Below are 16,420 nucleotides of genomic sequence, written 5' to 3'. Positions count from 1 at the left end.
AAAAGGTCGTATAAAAATTAATGGAATAAAGCTATGAATCAAGATTATATCGATTGGTTATATGGTCTATCGGCACCAATGGTTGCCTTAAATAAAGAGTGTGGCGCAAGTTATACATCACCCTTTTTTTTTCCTGAGGATAAATATACCGATTTGAAAAAAGACTGGGGTATTGATTCGCGAGAAACACTATTAGCAATGGTTTTTAATATGGTCGATGATGGTCATGCAACAGCCTTATCTAAACATTATTTTATGTATCCTCGCCTATCGGCATTAGATTGGTTAAATTATATCGAGAAACAGAGCGATTACGATAAAGTTTTGCTCGAATTTGTTGAACAGACTTATTCCGAATGTGGCACAGGAGGCATCCGTAGTTGGGATTACGCACGTATGGGATATATATTGCGTAATGGCATCACCAATAAATTTATTACTGAAGAAGAAGCCCTTTGGATTTTGTATAGAATAGGACTGCGAGCACAATACTATTATTCATCATGGCAAAGTTATTTTTCTGGTTGGTTTGTCGGTTATCAATATTGGGAATCATTGACTAATAAAGAAGATTTAGAAAGATTACGTTGTGACTTATGCCGTTCATCCCAAACATGGACTATGACTAAATTGTATACCGACGAAGATTCCCCTTATCATCACCTGCCTTGGAATATTGATATAGATGAATTGGAAAAACCTGAATCATTAATGGAGTATGCTTGGTCATGAATAACAATTTTTGGCAATTATTAGCAATTGAGAAAACTACCGATATCGCCGTGATTCGACAAGCATATCGGGCAAAACTACCTGAATATCATCCTGAAACAGATCCTGATGGTTTTAAAGCGCTACGCGAAGCCTATGAATTAGCAATGCAGTATGCAAAATCACCAGAATCAATGGCTGATGATTTAAATCAAGAACAGCCTACTGAAGAAGTTATTAAACCACTCACCGCAGAAGAGCAACAAGTCAAAGAAATCTGTGATAACTATCAAGCACTACTCGATGATCCGGTTCGATGCCATAATGTGAATGAGTGGCATAAATTTGTTGCTTCATTTTATGATTACCCAATGTCTATAATAGAAATTGCTAAATGGAAAATGTTAGATATCAGTTATGACACTGTGACAATATCACTATCATGTGTGAAAATATTAGCTGATAATCTACGCTGGCGTCAGCAAATAAATAGTTATTCGCCCAACGACGCTGATATGTATGAAAATTTCTTCGATCATATTGATCGTGGTGATTTTTTTGATTATGACAGCTTACCAAAGACAAATAAAGCCGTACAAAATGTAACCATCGACTATGCTCGTTGTGCTAGATGGCTTTTCTGGGAAAAACCAGCAGCAGAATTAACAGAATATTTATCTATTCATACTGTAGTTTACTTACCTGATAATCCCGAGTTCATGCAAGAACTAGCCAATTGGTATTATTTTGCTAAATCGCCAAATAGAGGATTATTAGATTATGCCTTAACTTGTATTGACGATCCTAATCAAGAACAGCAAATACAAGAACAATGGAAAGCTGTCGCCGCAATGCAGTATTCACTGCTTGAAGACGAACAAAATGCCTTATCACTTTGGTTAGAACTTTATCGTTTACCGCAATATCAAGAAAAGGCGACCAGCTGGTTAATGTTATGGTGTTCCAAGAATCGGTTTGATTATCTACCATTATTAATTCTGGCATTAAACCAATCTTATTGTTTAACGGCAGAAGATCAGGAAACTTATATATATAGTATTCCGCAATTTACGCCATCAACAATTTCCCGACTACTGAAATTTAGGAAACAAAACTACAGCAATGAAATTGCGGCTGTTATAACCTGGGCTCTGGATAATCATTGGAATTATCGTCAAGTTCTACACACTTTATTATGCGATGATGGAAACAATCGGTTATATCGTTTATACCGACATGCAATCATGCTACGACACGGTAATAAAACACTTTTGCAAGAAATCTTAGCTGACTCAAGTGAAGATGAGTTTGAACAATTTATTTTACAAAATTTACAGCGTCAAGCTAGACAACACCTTGAATGGCTCACTAATTTGCCACCCGTTCAGGAGTTTAAACAATGGTTGTACCAAAGTGATGAAAATGCAACTATCCCGACTAAATTTGATCCAGATAACGAAAAAGGCAATCAGTTTTTATATGCTCGATTATGGTTAGATAGATTCGATGATATCCCATTTGTCGCCAAATTACATTTATACCGCAATGTAACTTATCGAAATATGGAAATGTTTGATTGGCCGATATATTATCAATTTAGGGGGGGTAATAATTTACCTAAATCACCTGAACAATCAATTATTGAGGCTGATAAAAATGCGTATTGGCAATGGTATCGTTACTGTTTATTAGCCATTACCATTGCCAATTCACCAATTAAAGCCGCGGACTTTATTCGTGAAAAAGATAACTTATTTTTACTCCCAGAAAATGATCCGCTAGTGCCGCTGATCAATACCTTTAAGTCTAACGAATGGCAAAATGATACACAATTATATAATTTAATCGATACTGATAACCAGTTGATTGGCAGTATGTTGGTTAATTATCCCAATTCGATTGAGACGTTTACCGACTCTCCAGAAGAGGTTAATTGGGACGAAATTGAACAAATAGTTGAACAAAGATGGGCACATAAACTAGCCAACAAACCAGTAAGTTGTTTAATGTTACTGTATATGATTGTTTTTGATAAACCAAATCAAAAAACAAAACTACACCAAATACTACAAAAACTTGCTGGCGATGATCTACAGTTACAAAAACTTGCTAACGCATTTTGTGACAAATTATCTATTCCATCATCCCTTAAAAGACATAATGATGAATTGCAAAACATAGATAAATTATATGCTATAAATAAAAAGTTAGACAAAGATGATTCGCTATGCGAAGAAGAAGATATCGAAGTACTAGAAGAAATTGGACAAAATAATGATAATAATAGCATAATTAAATTATCCTCAGCATTGCTGTTAGCCAAAAATATGGATCACCAGAAAAAGCTGCAATCAAAATCATTTCCGCCAAATGAATGGTGGCAAATTTGGCGTTGGAAGGGGCGAACAAATTTAACTGGTTTCTTAAAACAAATGGGCTACGTCAGTTTACCTTTATTTTTTCTAATAATAGGAGCAGCAGGAAAAACTAATTTAAATCATCCAATTATGCTTGTATTATGCGGATTAGCAACAATCAATAGTGTTTTGGCAATAAAACGACGCTTAAATGACTGTTATTCTAATGGAGGTATCTATTATTTTGTATCCGCCACAATTCTATTACCATTTCTATTATTGCCGTGTTGGCTTTCAACTGTTAATGAAACCAACCGCTACGGACCACCAGTACAAAAATAATTAGAAAAAATGAATCATCTACATATCCCCTTTGAAACGTCATTTTCTGATTAGCAAAGGGGAATTTTAGAAAAAGTAATGATTATCGATTAAGCTCGCTAAGATTTACCTCTATCTCACTGCGTACTTGCTCGATTTCTTCAGGATTCTGCTGATCAAGTACTTGCATAAAAGCTTCAATATATGCTCCAATTAATATTCGTTCATCACCCAATGACTGTGCCCATGCTCGTTCTAGTCGCGCTAATAAAGTACGATTTGGCATTTCATCACGCGGATGAATCTTAAGGGCCGCTAGACGTTCATGGCTCTCTTGTTTTTGCTTATCGGTTAACCCTATTGGACTATGATCAATCACTTTGCCATGCAATTCGCCAGTTTCAAGCAATACCACATCAACTTCGAGCAAACCATTTAAATCATAACTAAAACGAACATCAATCCCTTGTATTTTTTCCATTGGCTTTAAAGGAACTTCAAATTCATCAATTAGAACATTATTTTCTACCCGAGGGTTTTCACCTTGATAAACTGAAAGCATAATGCTTTTTTGTTGTGGGTGGGTCGTAGAAAAGGTTTTTACTTTTGACGTTGGAACAATCGTATTACGTTCAATAATCGGCGAAAATAAACCATTGATATTACCAGAACTACTTTCAATGCCTAGCGTATATGGGCACACATCGGTAAGAATCACTTCTTCAACATCAACATCACGTAAACGACATGCTGCTTGCACTGCTGCACCTTGTGCAACAATAGTCGTAGGATTAATGTGACGATAAGGTAATTTGGCAAATAATTTGGTTACTAACTCTCGAACTACACCTAACTGCGATGAACCACCAACTAAGACTATATGCTCAAGTTCATTAGGTTTTAAGCGAGCATCACTTAGAGCCTGTTCAACAGGTGCTCGTAAGCGATTAAGTAAAGGTAACCAAATTGATTTAGCTCTTATTTCATTTAATGAAAATTGCCATAACTTGTCTTGCCAAGACCAAGTCAAATTATGTATTTGTTCACCATTTAGCTTACATTTTAGTTGTTCAGCTAAATCTAATAAGCGAGCATAATCATCAACAGGTATATCAGATTGTTTGAGTTCCCATTCGCTTAAACAAGCTTTAACAAGTTCATGAGTAAAATCTTCACCACCTAAGTAATTATCACCAGCTGAAGCATGAACCTCAATGATTGGCATGCTATATTCCAAAACAGTAACATCAAATGTACCACCCCCTAAATCAAAAACTAATGTATTACCAGATTGTTCTTCATGTAATCCATACGCCATGGCGGCGGCAGTCGGTTCATTAATTAAACGCACGGCATTTAAGCCGGCCAGCTCAGCAGCAAAGCGAGTCTGTTTACGCTGCTCATCATTAAAATAAGCAGGTACGGATATTACTACATCACGAATCTCTTGTTTTAAAAAAGCTTCAGCATCAGCTTTTAATGATTTTAAAACCAATGCAGAAAGTTCGGTTGGGGTAAATTTTTGCTCACCTAATTCAAAAACTTTACTTGAGCCTAAAAAACGTTTGAATGCCGCAGCACTACGGCTAGGATGAGTGGTTAAACGTGATAAAGCAGCATGACCAACTAAAATAGAGTTATCTTCATCAATGCTAACCACCGATGGCGTAACAACTTCGCCGATAGCGTTGGGAATAAGCGTTGATTGACCATTTTGCCAAACACAAATCAAACTATTGGTAGTACCTAAATCAATACCTATTGGAGGATGCATAACCACTTTATTCTCTTAGTATTTTTTAATAAATTTTTTGGATATTATATCCCTAATACTATTTAAGATACAATTTTATCCAATTTCGAGCATTAAATTTATTAAAAGTGTAGATTAGGAATAAAAACAGAATAGTTAAATAAAGCGCTAATTTTTAATTAAGCTATAATAAGTTGATTTTTCAAACCTAAACACAACTATTTTGAATTAGATTTTTTATTAATCTCAATAATTTGACTCGTTACTTTGCCACTTTTTAACTGCGTTTCAATCATTTCTCCAATAACGACTTGTTCAACTGTGCGTATCACTTTGTGTTGCTGATTAGTTGTTACTGAATAACCTCGTTCTAGGGTTGCTAGTGGACTAACACTATTAAGTTGAGATGTTTGTAATACAAACTGATGTTTAGCATCTGTCAGCTTGTTTTGAATTAAATTAATGAGTTGCTGCTGTTTTTGTTCAAGACTTTGCTCATAATAAAGAATTTTATGTCGTGGTGAAACACGAACTAAACGTTTATCAAGTAGGTTGTGGCGATAAGATTGCCTTAATAAATATTGCTGCATATTTTCAAACAAGGCATGACGGCCAGTTAATAAGCGATTTAATTGTTTTGATAATTTTGCTTGAGGGTGCTGTGTTTGTAATTGATGGCGCCATTTATTTAAACGTTCTCGTCGGCGCATTAAATAGTAATCCATCGCCATGCATAAATATTGTTCTTGAACTTGCAAACGCTTAATTTGCTCTAGTTTGTCTCGACTTACCAGCTCAGCCGCTGCAGAAGGCGTTGCTGCACGAACATCAGCAACAAAATCAGCAATCGAAAAATCGACTTCATGACCAACAGCACTGACAATCGGTAATCGGCTAGCAAAAATTGCTCTTGCAACCACTTCTTCATTAAATGCCCAAAGATCCTCAAGTGCACCACCACCTCGCCCAACTATTAGCACATCACATTCTTGGCGAATATTGGCAATTTCAATCATCCTTGCTATTTGGGCAGCCGCTTCATTACCTTGTACCTGAGTTGGATAGATAATCAAATGCAAACTAGGATCGCGTCGATTTAATATCTGACAAATATCATGCAACGCAGCACCAGTTGCTGAAGTAATAATTCCAACCGTACGAATATTATCGGGTAATGTTTGTTTATAAATAGGATCAAACAATCCTTCTTCTGACAGTTTTTGTTTTAAATGCTCAAATTTTTGTTGTAACAGTCCCGCACCAGCGGGTTGCATTTTATTAATGACCAATTGATATTCGCCACGTGCTTCATAAAGCGTTACCGAAGCGTTTACCAACACTTGCTGACCATTTTGTGGAGTAAATCCGGTGCGAAAATTACTATTACGAAACATAGCACACCGCACTTGAGCAACTTCGTCTTTTAGAGTGAAATACCAATGACCAGAAGAAGGGCGAGAAAAATTGGAAATTTCCCCCACTAACCAAATTTGTCCAATAGCTTCAGAAAGCAGTTCTTTAACGATTTGGTTAAGATCTTTGACCGATAAAATCGAACTGCTTTGCATACTATTATCCTCATGGTTGAAGTTTAATCTAAATCAAATTGTGCCCAGATCGGTGCATGGTCAGATGGCTTTTCCATGCCTCGAATATCATAATCGATACCTGTTTGCTGACAATGTTGCTGTAACTTTTGGCTGGCTAATATTAAATCAATTCTTAATCCTGTTTCACTATCAAATCCTTTGGAACGATAATCAAACCATGAATATCTTTGCGATTCAGGATTAGCATGACGATAAGTATCAGTATAACCAAGAGACATTAAATTATTTATCCATTCACGCTCTTCAGGCAAAAAAGAACATTTACCAGTACGCAACCACCGTTTACGACTATCATCAGAAATACCAATATCTAAATCGGTTGGACAAATATTCATATCCCCCATAATTAAGGATAATTGACTATTAAGTTGCTGACTTTGTATGTACTGATTTAAATCCTGATAAAATTTACGTTTAGCCGGGTATTTGATTTCATGGTGTAAACTTTCTCCCTGCGGAAAATAGCCATTGATAATGATTAAATTACCTTGGCTAGTCGGTAATTCAGCCATAATTAATCGGCATTGTGCGCCTTCCTCATCAGTTGGAAAACCACATTGGACTGATAATGGTTTTTGCTTAGTCAATAATGCCACGCCATAATGCCCTTTTTGACCATGATAATGTAAGTGATAACCAAACTGCGCCAGTTCCTCAACAGGAAATTGATCGTTATGAACTTTGGTCTCTTGCAAGCCAATTATATCCGGTTGATGTTTATCAATAATTGCAGCTAATTGGTGAATTCTAGCCCGAAGACTATTAATATTAAATGAGATAACTTTAATCATAAATTTATTGTATTTGATTTAATTTTGCAATTGACCCATGCTACCAAAAATACGTTATACTGTTAAGCAATTACAGTAAAAGCTATAACTTGTGATAAAGGATCCAGCAAATATGTCAAAGGAATTACTTGCATTACGCAATAAAATTGATGAAGTAGATAAATCGATTTTATCCTTAATTAATCAGCGACTAGCATTAGTCGCCGAAGTTGGCGAAGTGAAAAGTGAGCATGGAATTCCAATTTACGATCCAAAACGTGAAGCGGATATGTTAGCTAAACGGAAACAAGAAGCCGAAGATTTAGGTATATCACCAGCGCTAATCGAAGATATTTTACGCCGCTTAATGCGTGAGTCTTATATTAGTGAAAACGACAAAGGTTTTAAAAAGGTTTACACTGGCAAAGGATCAATTGTCATCATTGGTGGTAATGGCCAAATGGGTAGACTATTTGCCCGACTATTTACCCTGTCAGGTTATACAGTCAAGACCTTGGGTTCAAAAACCATGCATCAAGCAGCCGAAGTCGTTGCTGATGCTGCTGCAGTTATTGTGACCGTACCGATCAACAAAACATGTGAAATTATTGAACAATTACCACCACTACCTAAAGATTGCATTTTAACTGATTTTACTTCAATCAAAGTCAAACCGTTACAAGCGATGTTAGCTAAGCATACTGGTCCTGTCGTTGGCTTACATCCAATGTTCGGCCCTGATGTACCTAATTTAGCTAAACAAGTTATTGTTTACTGCCAAGGACGATATCCGGAACAATACCAATGGTTAATTGAACAAATGCGGATTTGGGGAGCAAATTTATGTGCGATTGATGCCAAAGAGCATGATAAATGCATGTCATTTATTCAAGCATTGCGTCATTTTACTTCATTCTCATATGGTGTGAATTTACAACGAGAACACGCTGATTTAGAACAGCTAATTACCCTATCATCACCAATTTATCGACTTGAATTAATGATGGTAGGCCGTTTATTTGCTCAGGATCCAGAACTTTATGCCGATATCATCATGGCATCAGATGCCAATATTGAATTAATTAAACGTTACTATCAATGTTTTGGGCAAATGGTTAAATTAATCGAACAAAGAGATAAAACCAAATTCATTGAGAATTTTAATGAAGTAACCAAATGGTTTGGTAAATATGCCGAGCGTTTTATTAAAGAAAGCCAAGTGTTATTGAAATTTGCTAACGACAATCGAGAATAGTTTAGCTAAGTTCCTTTGTAAAACACTGATAACGTTAATATGATAACGCCGGAAATAAGTTAAATAAAAAATTCTGTATGAGGAAATAACATGTCTAATCGGAAATATTTTGGGACAGATGGTATTCGTGGAAAAGTTGGAGAATATCCTATAACGCCTGATTTTGCTCTCAAATTAGGTTGGGCTGCTGGGCGAGTACTAGCTAAAGATGGTGTAAAAAAAGTCATCATCGGTAAAGATACTCGCATTTCAGGCTATATGCTGGAATCAGCATTAGAGGCAGGATTTGCTTCGGCTGGTGTAGCAGCTGCATTTACTGGGCCAATGCCAACACCAGCGATTGCTTATTTAACTCGGACATTTCGTGCTGATGCCGGTGTAGTCATTTCTGCCTCACATAATCCTTTCTATGATAATGGCATTAAATTTTTCTCAAACGAAGGACGCAAACTTGATGATGCAATTGAGTTAGAAATCGAAGCACAACTAGAGAAAGAGATCGATTGCGTCGAATCAAAACAGTTAGGTCGAGCCAGTCGAATAACCGATGCTGCTGGTCGCTATATTGAATTTTGTAAAAGTACTTTTGATCACGATTTAAGTTTATCAGGCCTAAAAATTGTGGTGGATTGTGCTAATGGTGCCACCTATCACATTGCCCCGAAAGTATTGCGTGAGCTTGGCGCCAAAGTGATCAAAATTGGCTGTGATCCTGATGGCGTTAACATCAATGAAAATTGTGGTGCTACTGATGTAAAAGCGTTAACTGAGCAAGTTATCAATGAAAAAGCCGATTTAGGTTTCGCTCTTGATGGTGATGGCGACCGTATTATTATGGTTGACCATAAAGGTAATAAAATTGATGGTGATTTAATTATTTATATCATCGCTCGAGAAGCATTAAGACAGGGTCAGCTAAAAGGTGGAGTGGTCGGTACGCTAATGAGTAATATGGGGCTGGAAATCGCCCTTAAAAATCTTGGTATTCCATTTGTAAGAGCAAAAGTCGGCGATAGATATGTACTTGAAATGCTAGTTGAAAAAAATTGGCGGTTAGGCGCTGAAAATTCAGGTCACGTTCTACTGCTAGATAAAACCACTACCGGTGATGGCATTGTTGCTGGCTTACAAGTTTTAGCTGCAATGGTACGCAATAATATGTCATTAGCTGATTTATGTAGTGGTATGACAATGTTGCCACAAGTATTAATTAATGTCCGTTTCTCTGGTAAACATGATCCATTAACGAATCCTGAAGTTAAATCAGCCATTGAACAAGCTGAACAACAACTTGTTAATAATGGGCGAGTACTCATTCGTAAATCAGGCACAGAGCCTCTTATTAGAGTGATGGTTGAAGGAAGCAATCAATCACAAGTTCAGCAACTTGCGGAACAAATTGCTAATGCAGTTAAACAATCAAATTAGCCTATTTTTTCTACATTAATTAGGCAATTGGTGAAAATTATTTCTAATAAAGTGAGTAATAAAGCTGTTATTCTTTACGCAAAATTAGTAAAAAGTGTCTAAATTCTTTATTTTTTTAATCAGTTGTTGACTTAATATAGGCAATTAGGTTTAAAATAACAGCTTCGGTTATTGCAGTAATTGTTTATACCTTTTAAGGTAAAAAATATAACAAGCTGTAGTTTTTATTTTTAGAAAATAGGTAAGAGGGTTATATGGCAGTTTCCTCTCCAGCTTCACCGCAAGCTTATATAAAACACCATCTTGAGAACTTACAAGTCGGTTCTGGTTTTTGGACCTTTAATCTTGATTCCTTGTTCTTTTCAATTTTACTTGGTGTGCTGTTTTTATGGATTTTCCATCGTGTTGCAAGGAAAGCAACGAGTGGCGTACCAAGTAAACTTCAATGTGCAGTCGAGATGATCTTTGAATTTGTCAATAATACCGTCAAAGACATGTTTACTGGCCAAAATAAACTCATTGCCCCTTTAGCTCTTACTGTGTTTATTTGGGTTTTCTTAATGAATCTGATGGATCTCATTCCAGTTGATTTCTTACCTTACGCTGGACAATATTTAGGTTTATCACATTTAAGAGTAGTACCGACAGCTGACGTTAGTATTACCATGTCAATATCTTTAGGCGTATTTGCGCTTATCATCATCTATTCAATCAAATATAAAGGGATTACAGGTTTTATTAAAGAATATACTTTACATCCTTTTAATCATTGGGCATTTGCACCAATTAACTTAGTCCTAGAACTTGTTAGTTTATTAGCTAAACCTGTCTCATTAGGATTACGACTTTTCGGTAATATGTATGCTGGTGAACTTATCTTCATCTTAATTGCTGCACTATTACCTTGGTGGTCACAATGGGTATTATCATTACCATGGGCTATTTTCCATATTTTGATAATTACCTTACAAGCATTTATTTTTATGGTGTTGACGATTGTCTATTTAGCGATGGCTTCGGCAACAGAAGATCATTAATTTTTAAATTTTTTTGATAATAAACTGGAGTATATAATGGATAGTATGTTATTTGTAGCCGCAGGCATAATGATGGGATTAGCTGCAATCGGTGGTGCAGTTGGTATTGGTTTATTAGGTGGTAAATTCTTAGAAGGTGCTGCTCGCCAACCAGAATTAATGCCTATGTTACGTACCCAATTCTTTATCGTTATGGGCTTAGTTGATGCGATCCCTATGATTTGTGTAGGTATTGCGTTATATGTCATTTTTGCTGTTGCAGGCTAATAATAATTTAAGAGGAATTGTCTCATGAATATGAACGCAACTCTCCTCGGCCAAGCAATTACATTTGTATTGTTTGTTTGGTTCTGTATGAAGTTTGTTTGGCCACCCGTTATCCGAGCGATTGAAAAACGCCAAAAAGAGATAGCAGATGGACTTGCTTCAGCAGAAACAGCAAAAAAAGATTTGGAATTAGCCAAAGCAAATACATCTGACATAATGCAACAGGCTAAGGTTGAGGCTAATGCAATTATTGAGCAAGCGAATAAACGCAAAGCAGCCATTCTTGAAGAAGCACAACAAGAAGCTTCTCGTGAAAAAGAAAGGATTGTTGCTCAAGGACTTGCTGAAGTTGAAGCTGAGCGCAAACGCGCTAGAGAAGAGCTTAAACAACAAGTCGCTACACTCGCTATTGCCGGTGCAGAAAAAATTATTGAACGTTCTGTTAATGAAGCCGCTAACAGCGACATCATTGATAAACTCGTAGCTGAACTATAAGGAGAATAGAGCAATGGCTGACTTAATTACGATTGCTCGCCCTTATGCTAAAGCCGCTTTCGACTTTGCTGTTGAAAAAAATAGCATCGAATCATGGCATAAAATGTTGGTGTTAACATCTGAAGTGAGCAAAGATGCTCAAATCAGAAGTATCTTAACATCTGACATGAAAACTGATTCAGTGGCTAACTTACTCATCAATATCTGTAAAGATGTATTAGATGAGTTTAGCACTAATTTTATTAAAGTTATGGCTGAAAACAAACGTTTATCGCTTCTTCCTGAAGTGTTAAGTTTGTTTGAGCAATACTGTCTAGATAAAGAAGCACAAGCAGATGTTGAGGTTATTTCTGCTAATGAGCTTACCAGTGAACAACTTGATAAAATTTCTGTCGCAGTCGAAAAACGTTTATCACGAAAAGTAAAACTAAAATGTCATATTGATAAATCGCTCATTTCTGGTTTTATTATTCGTACGGGCGATATGGTTATTGATAGTAGTATCAGAGGGCGTCTAAATCGACTAAATGACGCTCTACAGTCTTAAGGGGACTGATAATGCAGCTAAATTCAACTGAAATAAGTGAACTAATTAAAGAGCGGATAGCTCAGTTCAATATTGTGAGTGATGCTCACAATGAAGGAACAATCATCTCAGTAAGTGATGGTATCCTTCGTATCCACGGATTAACCGATGTAATGCAAGGCGAAATGATTGCTTTACCTGGTAACCGATATGCAATGGCATTAAACCTTGAAAGAGATTCTGTTGGTGCTGTGGTCATGGGACCATACGAAGACTTATCTGAAGGGATGAAAGTGCAATGTACTGGTCGTATTTTACAGGTACCAGTAGGTGACGGTTTGTTAGGCCGTGTTATCAATACACTTGGTGAACCAATTGATGGTAAAGGTTCGATTCAACATGATGGGTTCTCACCTGTCGAAGTTGTTGCTCCAGGCGTTATCGACCGTCAATCAGTTGACCAAGCATTACAAACTGGTTATAAAGCGGTTGACTCAATGATTCCAATTGGTCGTGGTCAACGTGAACTTATCATCGGTGACCGTCAAACAGGTAAAACCGCATTAGCAATTGACGCCATTATTAATCAACGTGATTCTGGTGTTAAATGTATCTATGTAGCAATCGGTCAAAAACAATCAACTATTGCTAACGTAGTGCGTAAACTTGAAGAGCATGGTGCACTTAAAAACACAATTGTGGTGGTGGCATCAGCATCTGAATCTGCAGCATTACAATACTTAGCACCTTACGCTGGTTGTGCCATGGGAGAATACTTCCGTGATCGCGGTCAAGATGCATTAATTGTTTATGATGATTTATCAAAACAAGCGGTTGCTTATCGTCAAATTTCATTATTACTTCGTCGTCCACCTGGACGTGAAGCTTACCCTGGTGATGTATTCTATCTTCACTCTCGTTTACTTGAACGTGCAGCTCGGGTTAACGAAGCTTATGTTGAGGAATTCACTAAAGGTGAAGTAAAAGGTAAAACAGGTTCATTAACTGCATTACCAATTATCGAAACTCAAGCAGGTGACGTTTCAGCGTTCGTACCAACTAACGTAATTTCGATTACTGATGGTCAGATCTTCCTTGAAACCAGCTTATTTAACTCAGGTATTCGCCCAGCGGTAAACCCAGGTATTTCGGTTTCTCGTGTTGGTGGTGCTGCGCAAACTAAGATAATGAAAAAATTATCTGGTGGTATTCGTACTGCACTTGCACAATATCGTGAATTAGCAGCATTCTCACAATTTGCCTCTGACTTAGATGAAGCAACAAGAAACCAATTAAGCCACGGTGAAAAAGTAACTGAATTACTCAAACAAAAGCAATACTCACCAATGACTGTTGCTGAGCAATCAATTGTACTTTACGCTGCGGAGCGTGGTTATCTAGAAGATGTTGAACTTGCAAAAGTATTATCATTTGAAACAGCACTTCTTGCTTATGCCCATAGTCAATATGCCGATTTTGTTAAGCAAATCGACGAAACAGGCAATTACAATGATGAGATTGAAAACAAGTTAAAAGCAATGCTTGAAAGCTTTAAATCAACTCAAACTTGGTAAGGGTGAGGTAACAAATGGCTAATGCAAAAGAAATTAGAACGAAAATTGCCAGTATCCAAAGTACGCAAAAAATCACCAAAGCGATGGAAATGGTAGCTAATTCTAAAATGCGTAAAACGCAAGATAGAATGGCGGCTAGTCGTCCATACGCTGAAATGATTCGTGAAGTAATTGGACATTTAGCGTTAGCTCAAATAGGCACTAAACATCCTTATCTGGAAGAAAGGGATGTTAAGCGAGTTGGCTATCTTATCATTTCAACCGATCGTGGTTTATGTGGTGGATTAAATATCAATCTTTTCAAAACTGTTATTGCTGATATGTCAGCATGGCAAGAGAAAGGCGTTGAAGCAGATGTCGCTTTAATTGGTTCTCGAGGTGTTTCGTTTTTCTCTTCAGTAAAAACCAACATCTTAACCCAAGTAACCAATTTAGGTGATGAACCAACTTTATCTGATTTAATTGGTCCGGTAAAAACAATGCTTGAGGCATATGACAACGGTAAAATTGATAAACTATATATTGTAACCAATAAGTTTATTAATACCATGTCGCAAAAGCCGACAATACAGCAATTATTACCATTACCGGCTTCAGAAGATAAAGAACTTAAAGCTTCATCATGGGATTATATTTATGAGCCTGATGCAAAATCATTATTAGATGTGATTTTACGTCGTTATATTGAATCACAAGTCTATCAAGCGGTGGTTGACAATTTAGCGAGTGAACAAGCAGCAAGAATGGTGGCCATGAAGGCAGCAACCGATAACGGTGCAAATTTAATTAATGAATTACAAATTGTGTATAACAAAGCCCGTCAAGGTGCGATCACAAATGAATTAATTGATATTGTATCTGGTGCAGCTGCTGTTTCAGGTTAGTGCTAAATATTGGCTTATAGTTAAGAAAAAGACGTAGAGGATTAAAAATGGCTACTGGAAAGATTGTCCAGATCATCGGTGCGGTGGTTGATGTCGAATTCCCAGAAGATGCAGTACCAAAGGTATATGATGCATTAGAAGTGGAAACTGGCACTGATAAATTAGTTCTGGAAGTTCAGCAACAATTAGGTGGTGGCGTTGTATGTTGTATCGCAATGGGCTCATCTGATGGTTTAAGACGTGGACTTAAAGTAGTAAATACAGGTCACGGCATTGAAGTTCCTGTGGGAACAAAAACACTTGGCCGTATTATGAACGTACTTGGTGATCCTGTTGATAAAGCGGGTCCAATTGGTGAAGAAGAGCGTTGGGCGATTCACCGTGCAGCACCAACATACGAAGAGTTGGCTAACTCAACAGAATTACTTGAAACTGGTATCAAAGTTATCGACTTAATTTGTCCATTTGCAAAAGGTGGTAAAGTCGGTCTATTTGGTGGTGCTGGTGTTGGTAAAACCGTAAACATGATGGAATTAATTCGTAACATCGCGATCGAGCATTCAGGTTACTCAGTATTTACTGGTGTAGGTGAACGTACGCGTGAAGGTAACGACTTCTATCATGAAATGAAAGAATCAAACGTACTTGATAAAGTATCATTGGTTTATGGTCAGATGAATGAGCCACCAGGAAACCGTTTACGCGTAGCGTTAACTGGTTTAACCATGGCAGAAAAATTCCGTGATGAAGGTAAAGATGTACTATTATTTATCGACAATATTTACCGTTATACCTTAGCCGGTACCGAAGTATCTGCACTATTAGGTCGTATGCCATCTGCGGTAGGTTACCAACCGACATTAGCAGAAGAAATGGGGTTATTACAAGAACGTATCACCTCAACAAAAACTGGGTCAATTACCTCAATCCAAGCAGTATATGTACCTGCCGATGACTTAACTGACCCGTCACCGGCAACTACCTTTGCTCACTTGGATGCAACAATCGTATTAAGTCGTCAAATCGCATCATTAGGTATCTACCCAGCGGTTGACCCACTTGACTCAACCAGTCGTCAGTTAGATCCACTTGTTGTTGGGCAAGAACATTACGATTGTGCTCGTGGCGTACAGTCAATTCTTCAACGTTATCAAGAATTGAAAGATATCATTGCGATTCTTGGTATGGATGAATTATCAGAAGATGATAAATTAACTGTTGCTCGTGCACGTAAGATTCAACGTTTCTTATCTCAACCATTCTTCGTTGCAGAAGTGTTCACTGGTTCACCAGGTAAATACGTACCATTAAAAGACACCATCAGTGCCTTTAAAGGTATCATGAATGGTGATTATGATCATATTCCTGAACAGGCATTTTATATGGTTGGTTCAATCGACGAAGCGATTGAGAAAGCGAAATCTCTCTAAGA

The 16,420-nt window shown here is 37.1% G+C and carries 14 protein-coding genes; 11 read left to right on the top strand and 3 right to left on the bottom strand.

Features of this window, described 5'->3' with window-relative positions; translation table 11 throughout:
- Positions 1-33: 33 nt before the first annotated feature.
- Together H3T56_RS06140 and H3T56_RS06135 are read left to right on the top strand one after the other, a co-directional pair.
- Entirely contained in the window at positions 34-732 is a 699-nt protein-coding gene (locus tag H3T56_RS06140) for a DUF1266 domain-containing protein (protein WP_198192282.1), read from the top strand.
- A complete protein-coding gene (locus H3T56_RS06135) occupies positions 729-3,410 on the top strand; it encodes a hypothetical protein (protein ID WP_198192281.1) in 2,682 nt (893 codons plus the stop codon). The genes H3T56_RS06140 and H3T56_RS06135 overlap by 4 nt, the downstream gene beginning before the upstream one ends.
- 82 nt (positions 3,411-3,492) lie before the next feature.
- On the opposite strand, the gene H3T56_RS06130 is transcribed toward H3T56_RS06135, so the two are convergent.
- The 3 genes from H3T56_RS06130 to xthA all read right to left on the bottom strand — a co-directional run bounded on the left by H3T56_RS06130 (position 3,493) and on the right by xthA (position 7,540).
- Positions 3,493-5,163 (bottom strand): molecular chaperone HscC, encoded by a 1,671-nt coding sequence (locus H3T56_RS06130; RefSeq protein ID WP_065577969.1) that lies wholly within the window; start codon positions 5,161-5,163, stop codon positions 3,493-3,495.
- Between the two features lie 197 nt (positions 5,164-5,360).
- Positions 5,361-6,710: an exodeoxyribonuclease VII large subunit gene (gene xseA, locus H3T56_RS06125; protein ID WP_198192279.1), complete on the bottom strand. Its 1,350-nt coding sequence runs from the start codon at positions 6,708-6,710 to the stop codon at positions 5,361-5,363.
- Positions 6,711-6,733: 23 nt separating this feature from the next.
- The gene (gene xthA, locus H3T56_RS06120) at positions 6,734-7,540 is read right to left on the bottom strand and encodes an exodeoxyribonuclease III (protein ID WP_086353785.1); all 807 of its coding nucleotides are present in this window, start codon (positions 7,538-7,540) and stop codon (positions 6,734-6,736) included.
- A 115-nt stretch (positions 7,541-7,655) separates the two neighbouring features.
- Between xthA and tyrA the strand changes: the two genes are divergently transcribed.
- The 9 genes from tyrA (at position 7,656) to atpD (ending at position 16,418) form a co-directional block, all read left to right on the top strand.
- Positions 7,656-8,777, top strand: coding sequence for a bifunctional chorismate mutase/prephenate dehydrogenase (gene tyrA, locus H3T56_RS06115; protein WP_065614739.1), 1,122 nt, complete (start codon positions 7,656-7,658; stop codon positions 8,775-8,777).
- A gap of 90 nt (positions 8,778-8,867) precedes the next feature.
- Complete coding sequence (gene glmM, locus H3T56_RS06110) at positions 8,868-10,205, top strand: phosphoglucosamine mutase (RefSeq protein ID WP_198192278.1); 1,338 nt, start codon at positions 8,868-8,870, stop codon at positions 10,203-10,205.
- Between the two features lie 254 nt (positions 10,206-10,459).
- Positions 10,460-11,242: a F0F1 ATP synthase subunit A gene (gene atpB, locus H3T56_RS06105; RefSeq protein WP_198192277.1), complete on the top strand. Its 783-nt coding sequence runs from the start codon at positions 10,460-10,462 to the stop codon at positions 11,240-11,242.
- Between the two features lie 36 nt (positions 11,243-11,278).
- Positions 11,279-11,509 (top strand): F0F1 ATP synthase subunit C, encoded by a 231-nt coding sequence (atpE, locus tag H3T56_RS06100; RefSeq protein WP_034901511.1) that lies wholly within the window; start codon positions 11,279-11,281, stop codon positions 11,507-11,509.
- 24 nt (positions 11,510-11,533) lie between these two features.
- Entirely contained in the window at positions 11,534-12,004 is a 471-nt protein-coding gene (atpF, locus tag H3T56_RS06095) for a F0F1 ATP synthase subunit B (protein ID WP_034901512.1), read from the top strand.
- Positions 12,005-12,017: 13 nt separating this feature from the next.
- Complete coding sequence (atpH, locus tag H3T56_RS06090) at positions 12,018-12,551, top strand: F0F1 ATP synthase subunit delta (RefSeq protein WP_065614741.1); 534 nt, start codon at positions 12,018-12,020, stop codon at positions 12,549-12,551.
- An 11-nt stretch (positions 12,552-12,562) separates the two neighbouring features.
- On the top strand, positions 12,563-14,104 hold the full coding sequence (gene atpA / locus H3T56_RS06085) for a F0F1 ATP synthase subunit alpha (protein WP_034901516.1): 1,542 nt from the start codon (positions 12,563-12,565) through the stop codon (positions 14,102-14,104).
- Between the two features lie 14 nt (positions 14,105-14,118).
- Positions 14,119-14,988, top strand: coding sequence for a F0F1 ATP synthase subunit gamma (gene atpG / locus H3T56_RS06080; protein ID WP_065614742.1), 870 nt, complete (start codon positions 14,119-14,121; stop codon positions 14,986-14,988).
- Positions 14,989-15,035: 47 nt separating this feature from the next.
- On the top strand, positions 15,036-16,418 hold the full coding sequence (gene atpD / locus H3T56_RS06075; protein ID WP_034901521.1) for a F0F1 ATP synthase subunit beta: 1,383 nt from the start codon (positions 15,036-15,038) through the stop codon (positions 16,416-16,418).
- Positions 16,419-16,420: the final 2 nt, after the last annotated feature.

The organism is Gilliamella sp. W8123 (assembly GCF_016101085.1).
Classification (GTDB): Bacteria; Pseudomonadota; Gammaproteobacteria; order Enterobacterales; family Orbaceae; genus Gilliamella; species Gilliamella apis.
The sequence above is the reverse complement of the archived record's forward strand: the minus strand, read 5'-3'. Positions and strand labels throughout refer to the sequence as shown.

Excerpts from the sequence above, each read along its gene's own strand:
- H3T56_RS06140 (WP_198192282.1), top strand. The coding sequence starts at position 34 with ATGAATCAAGATTATATCGATTGGTTATATGGTCTATCGGCACCAATG.
- atpH (WP_065614741.1), top strand. The coding sequence starts at position 12,018 with ATGGCTGACTTAATTACGATTGCTCGCCCTTATGCTAAAGCCGCTTTC.
- atpG (WP_065614742.1), top strand. The coding sequence starts at position 14,119 with ATGGCTAATGCAAAAGAAATTAGAACGAAAATTGCCAGTATCCAAAGT.
- glmM (WP_198192278.1), top strand. The coding sequence starts at position 8,868 with ATGTCTAATCGGAAATATTTTGGGACAGATGGTATTCGTGGAAAAGTT.
- atpE (WP_034901511.1), top strand. The coding sequence starts at position 11,279 with ATGGATAGTATGTTATTTGTAGCCGCAGGCATAATGATGGGATTAGCT.
- xseA (WP_198192279.1), bottom strand. The coding sequence starts at position 6,710 with ATGCAAAGCAGTTCGATTTTATCGGTCAAAGATCTTAACCAAATCGTT.
- tyrA (WP_065614739.1), top strand. The coding sequence starts at position 7,656 with ATGTCAAAGGAATTACTTGCATTACGCAATAAAATTGATGAAGTAGAT.
- H3T56_RS06135 (WP_198192281.1), top strand. The coding sequence starts at position 729 with ATGAATAACAATTTTTGGCAATTATTAGCAATTGAGAAAACTACCGAT.
- H3T56_RS06130 (WP_065577969.1), bottom strand. The coding sequence starts at position 5,163 with ATGCATCCTCCAATAGGTATTGATTTAGGTACTACCAATAGTTTGATT.
- atpD (WP_034901521.1), top strand. The coding sequence starts at position 15,036 with ATGGCTACTGGAAAGATTGTCCAGATCATCGGTGCGGTGGTTGATGTC.
- atpF (WP_034901512.1), top strand. The coding sequence starts at position 11,534 with ATGAATATGAACGCAACTCTCCTCGGCCAAGCAATTACATTTGTATTG.
- atpA (WP_034901516.1), top strand. The coding sequence starts at position 12,563 with ATGCAGCTAAATTCAACTGAAATAAGTGAACTAATTAAAGAGCGGATA.
- atpB (WP_198192277.1), top strand. The coding sequence starts at position 10,460 with ATGGCAGTTTCCTCTCCAGCTTCACCGCAAGCTTATATAAAACACCAT.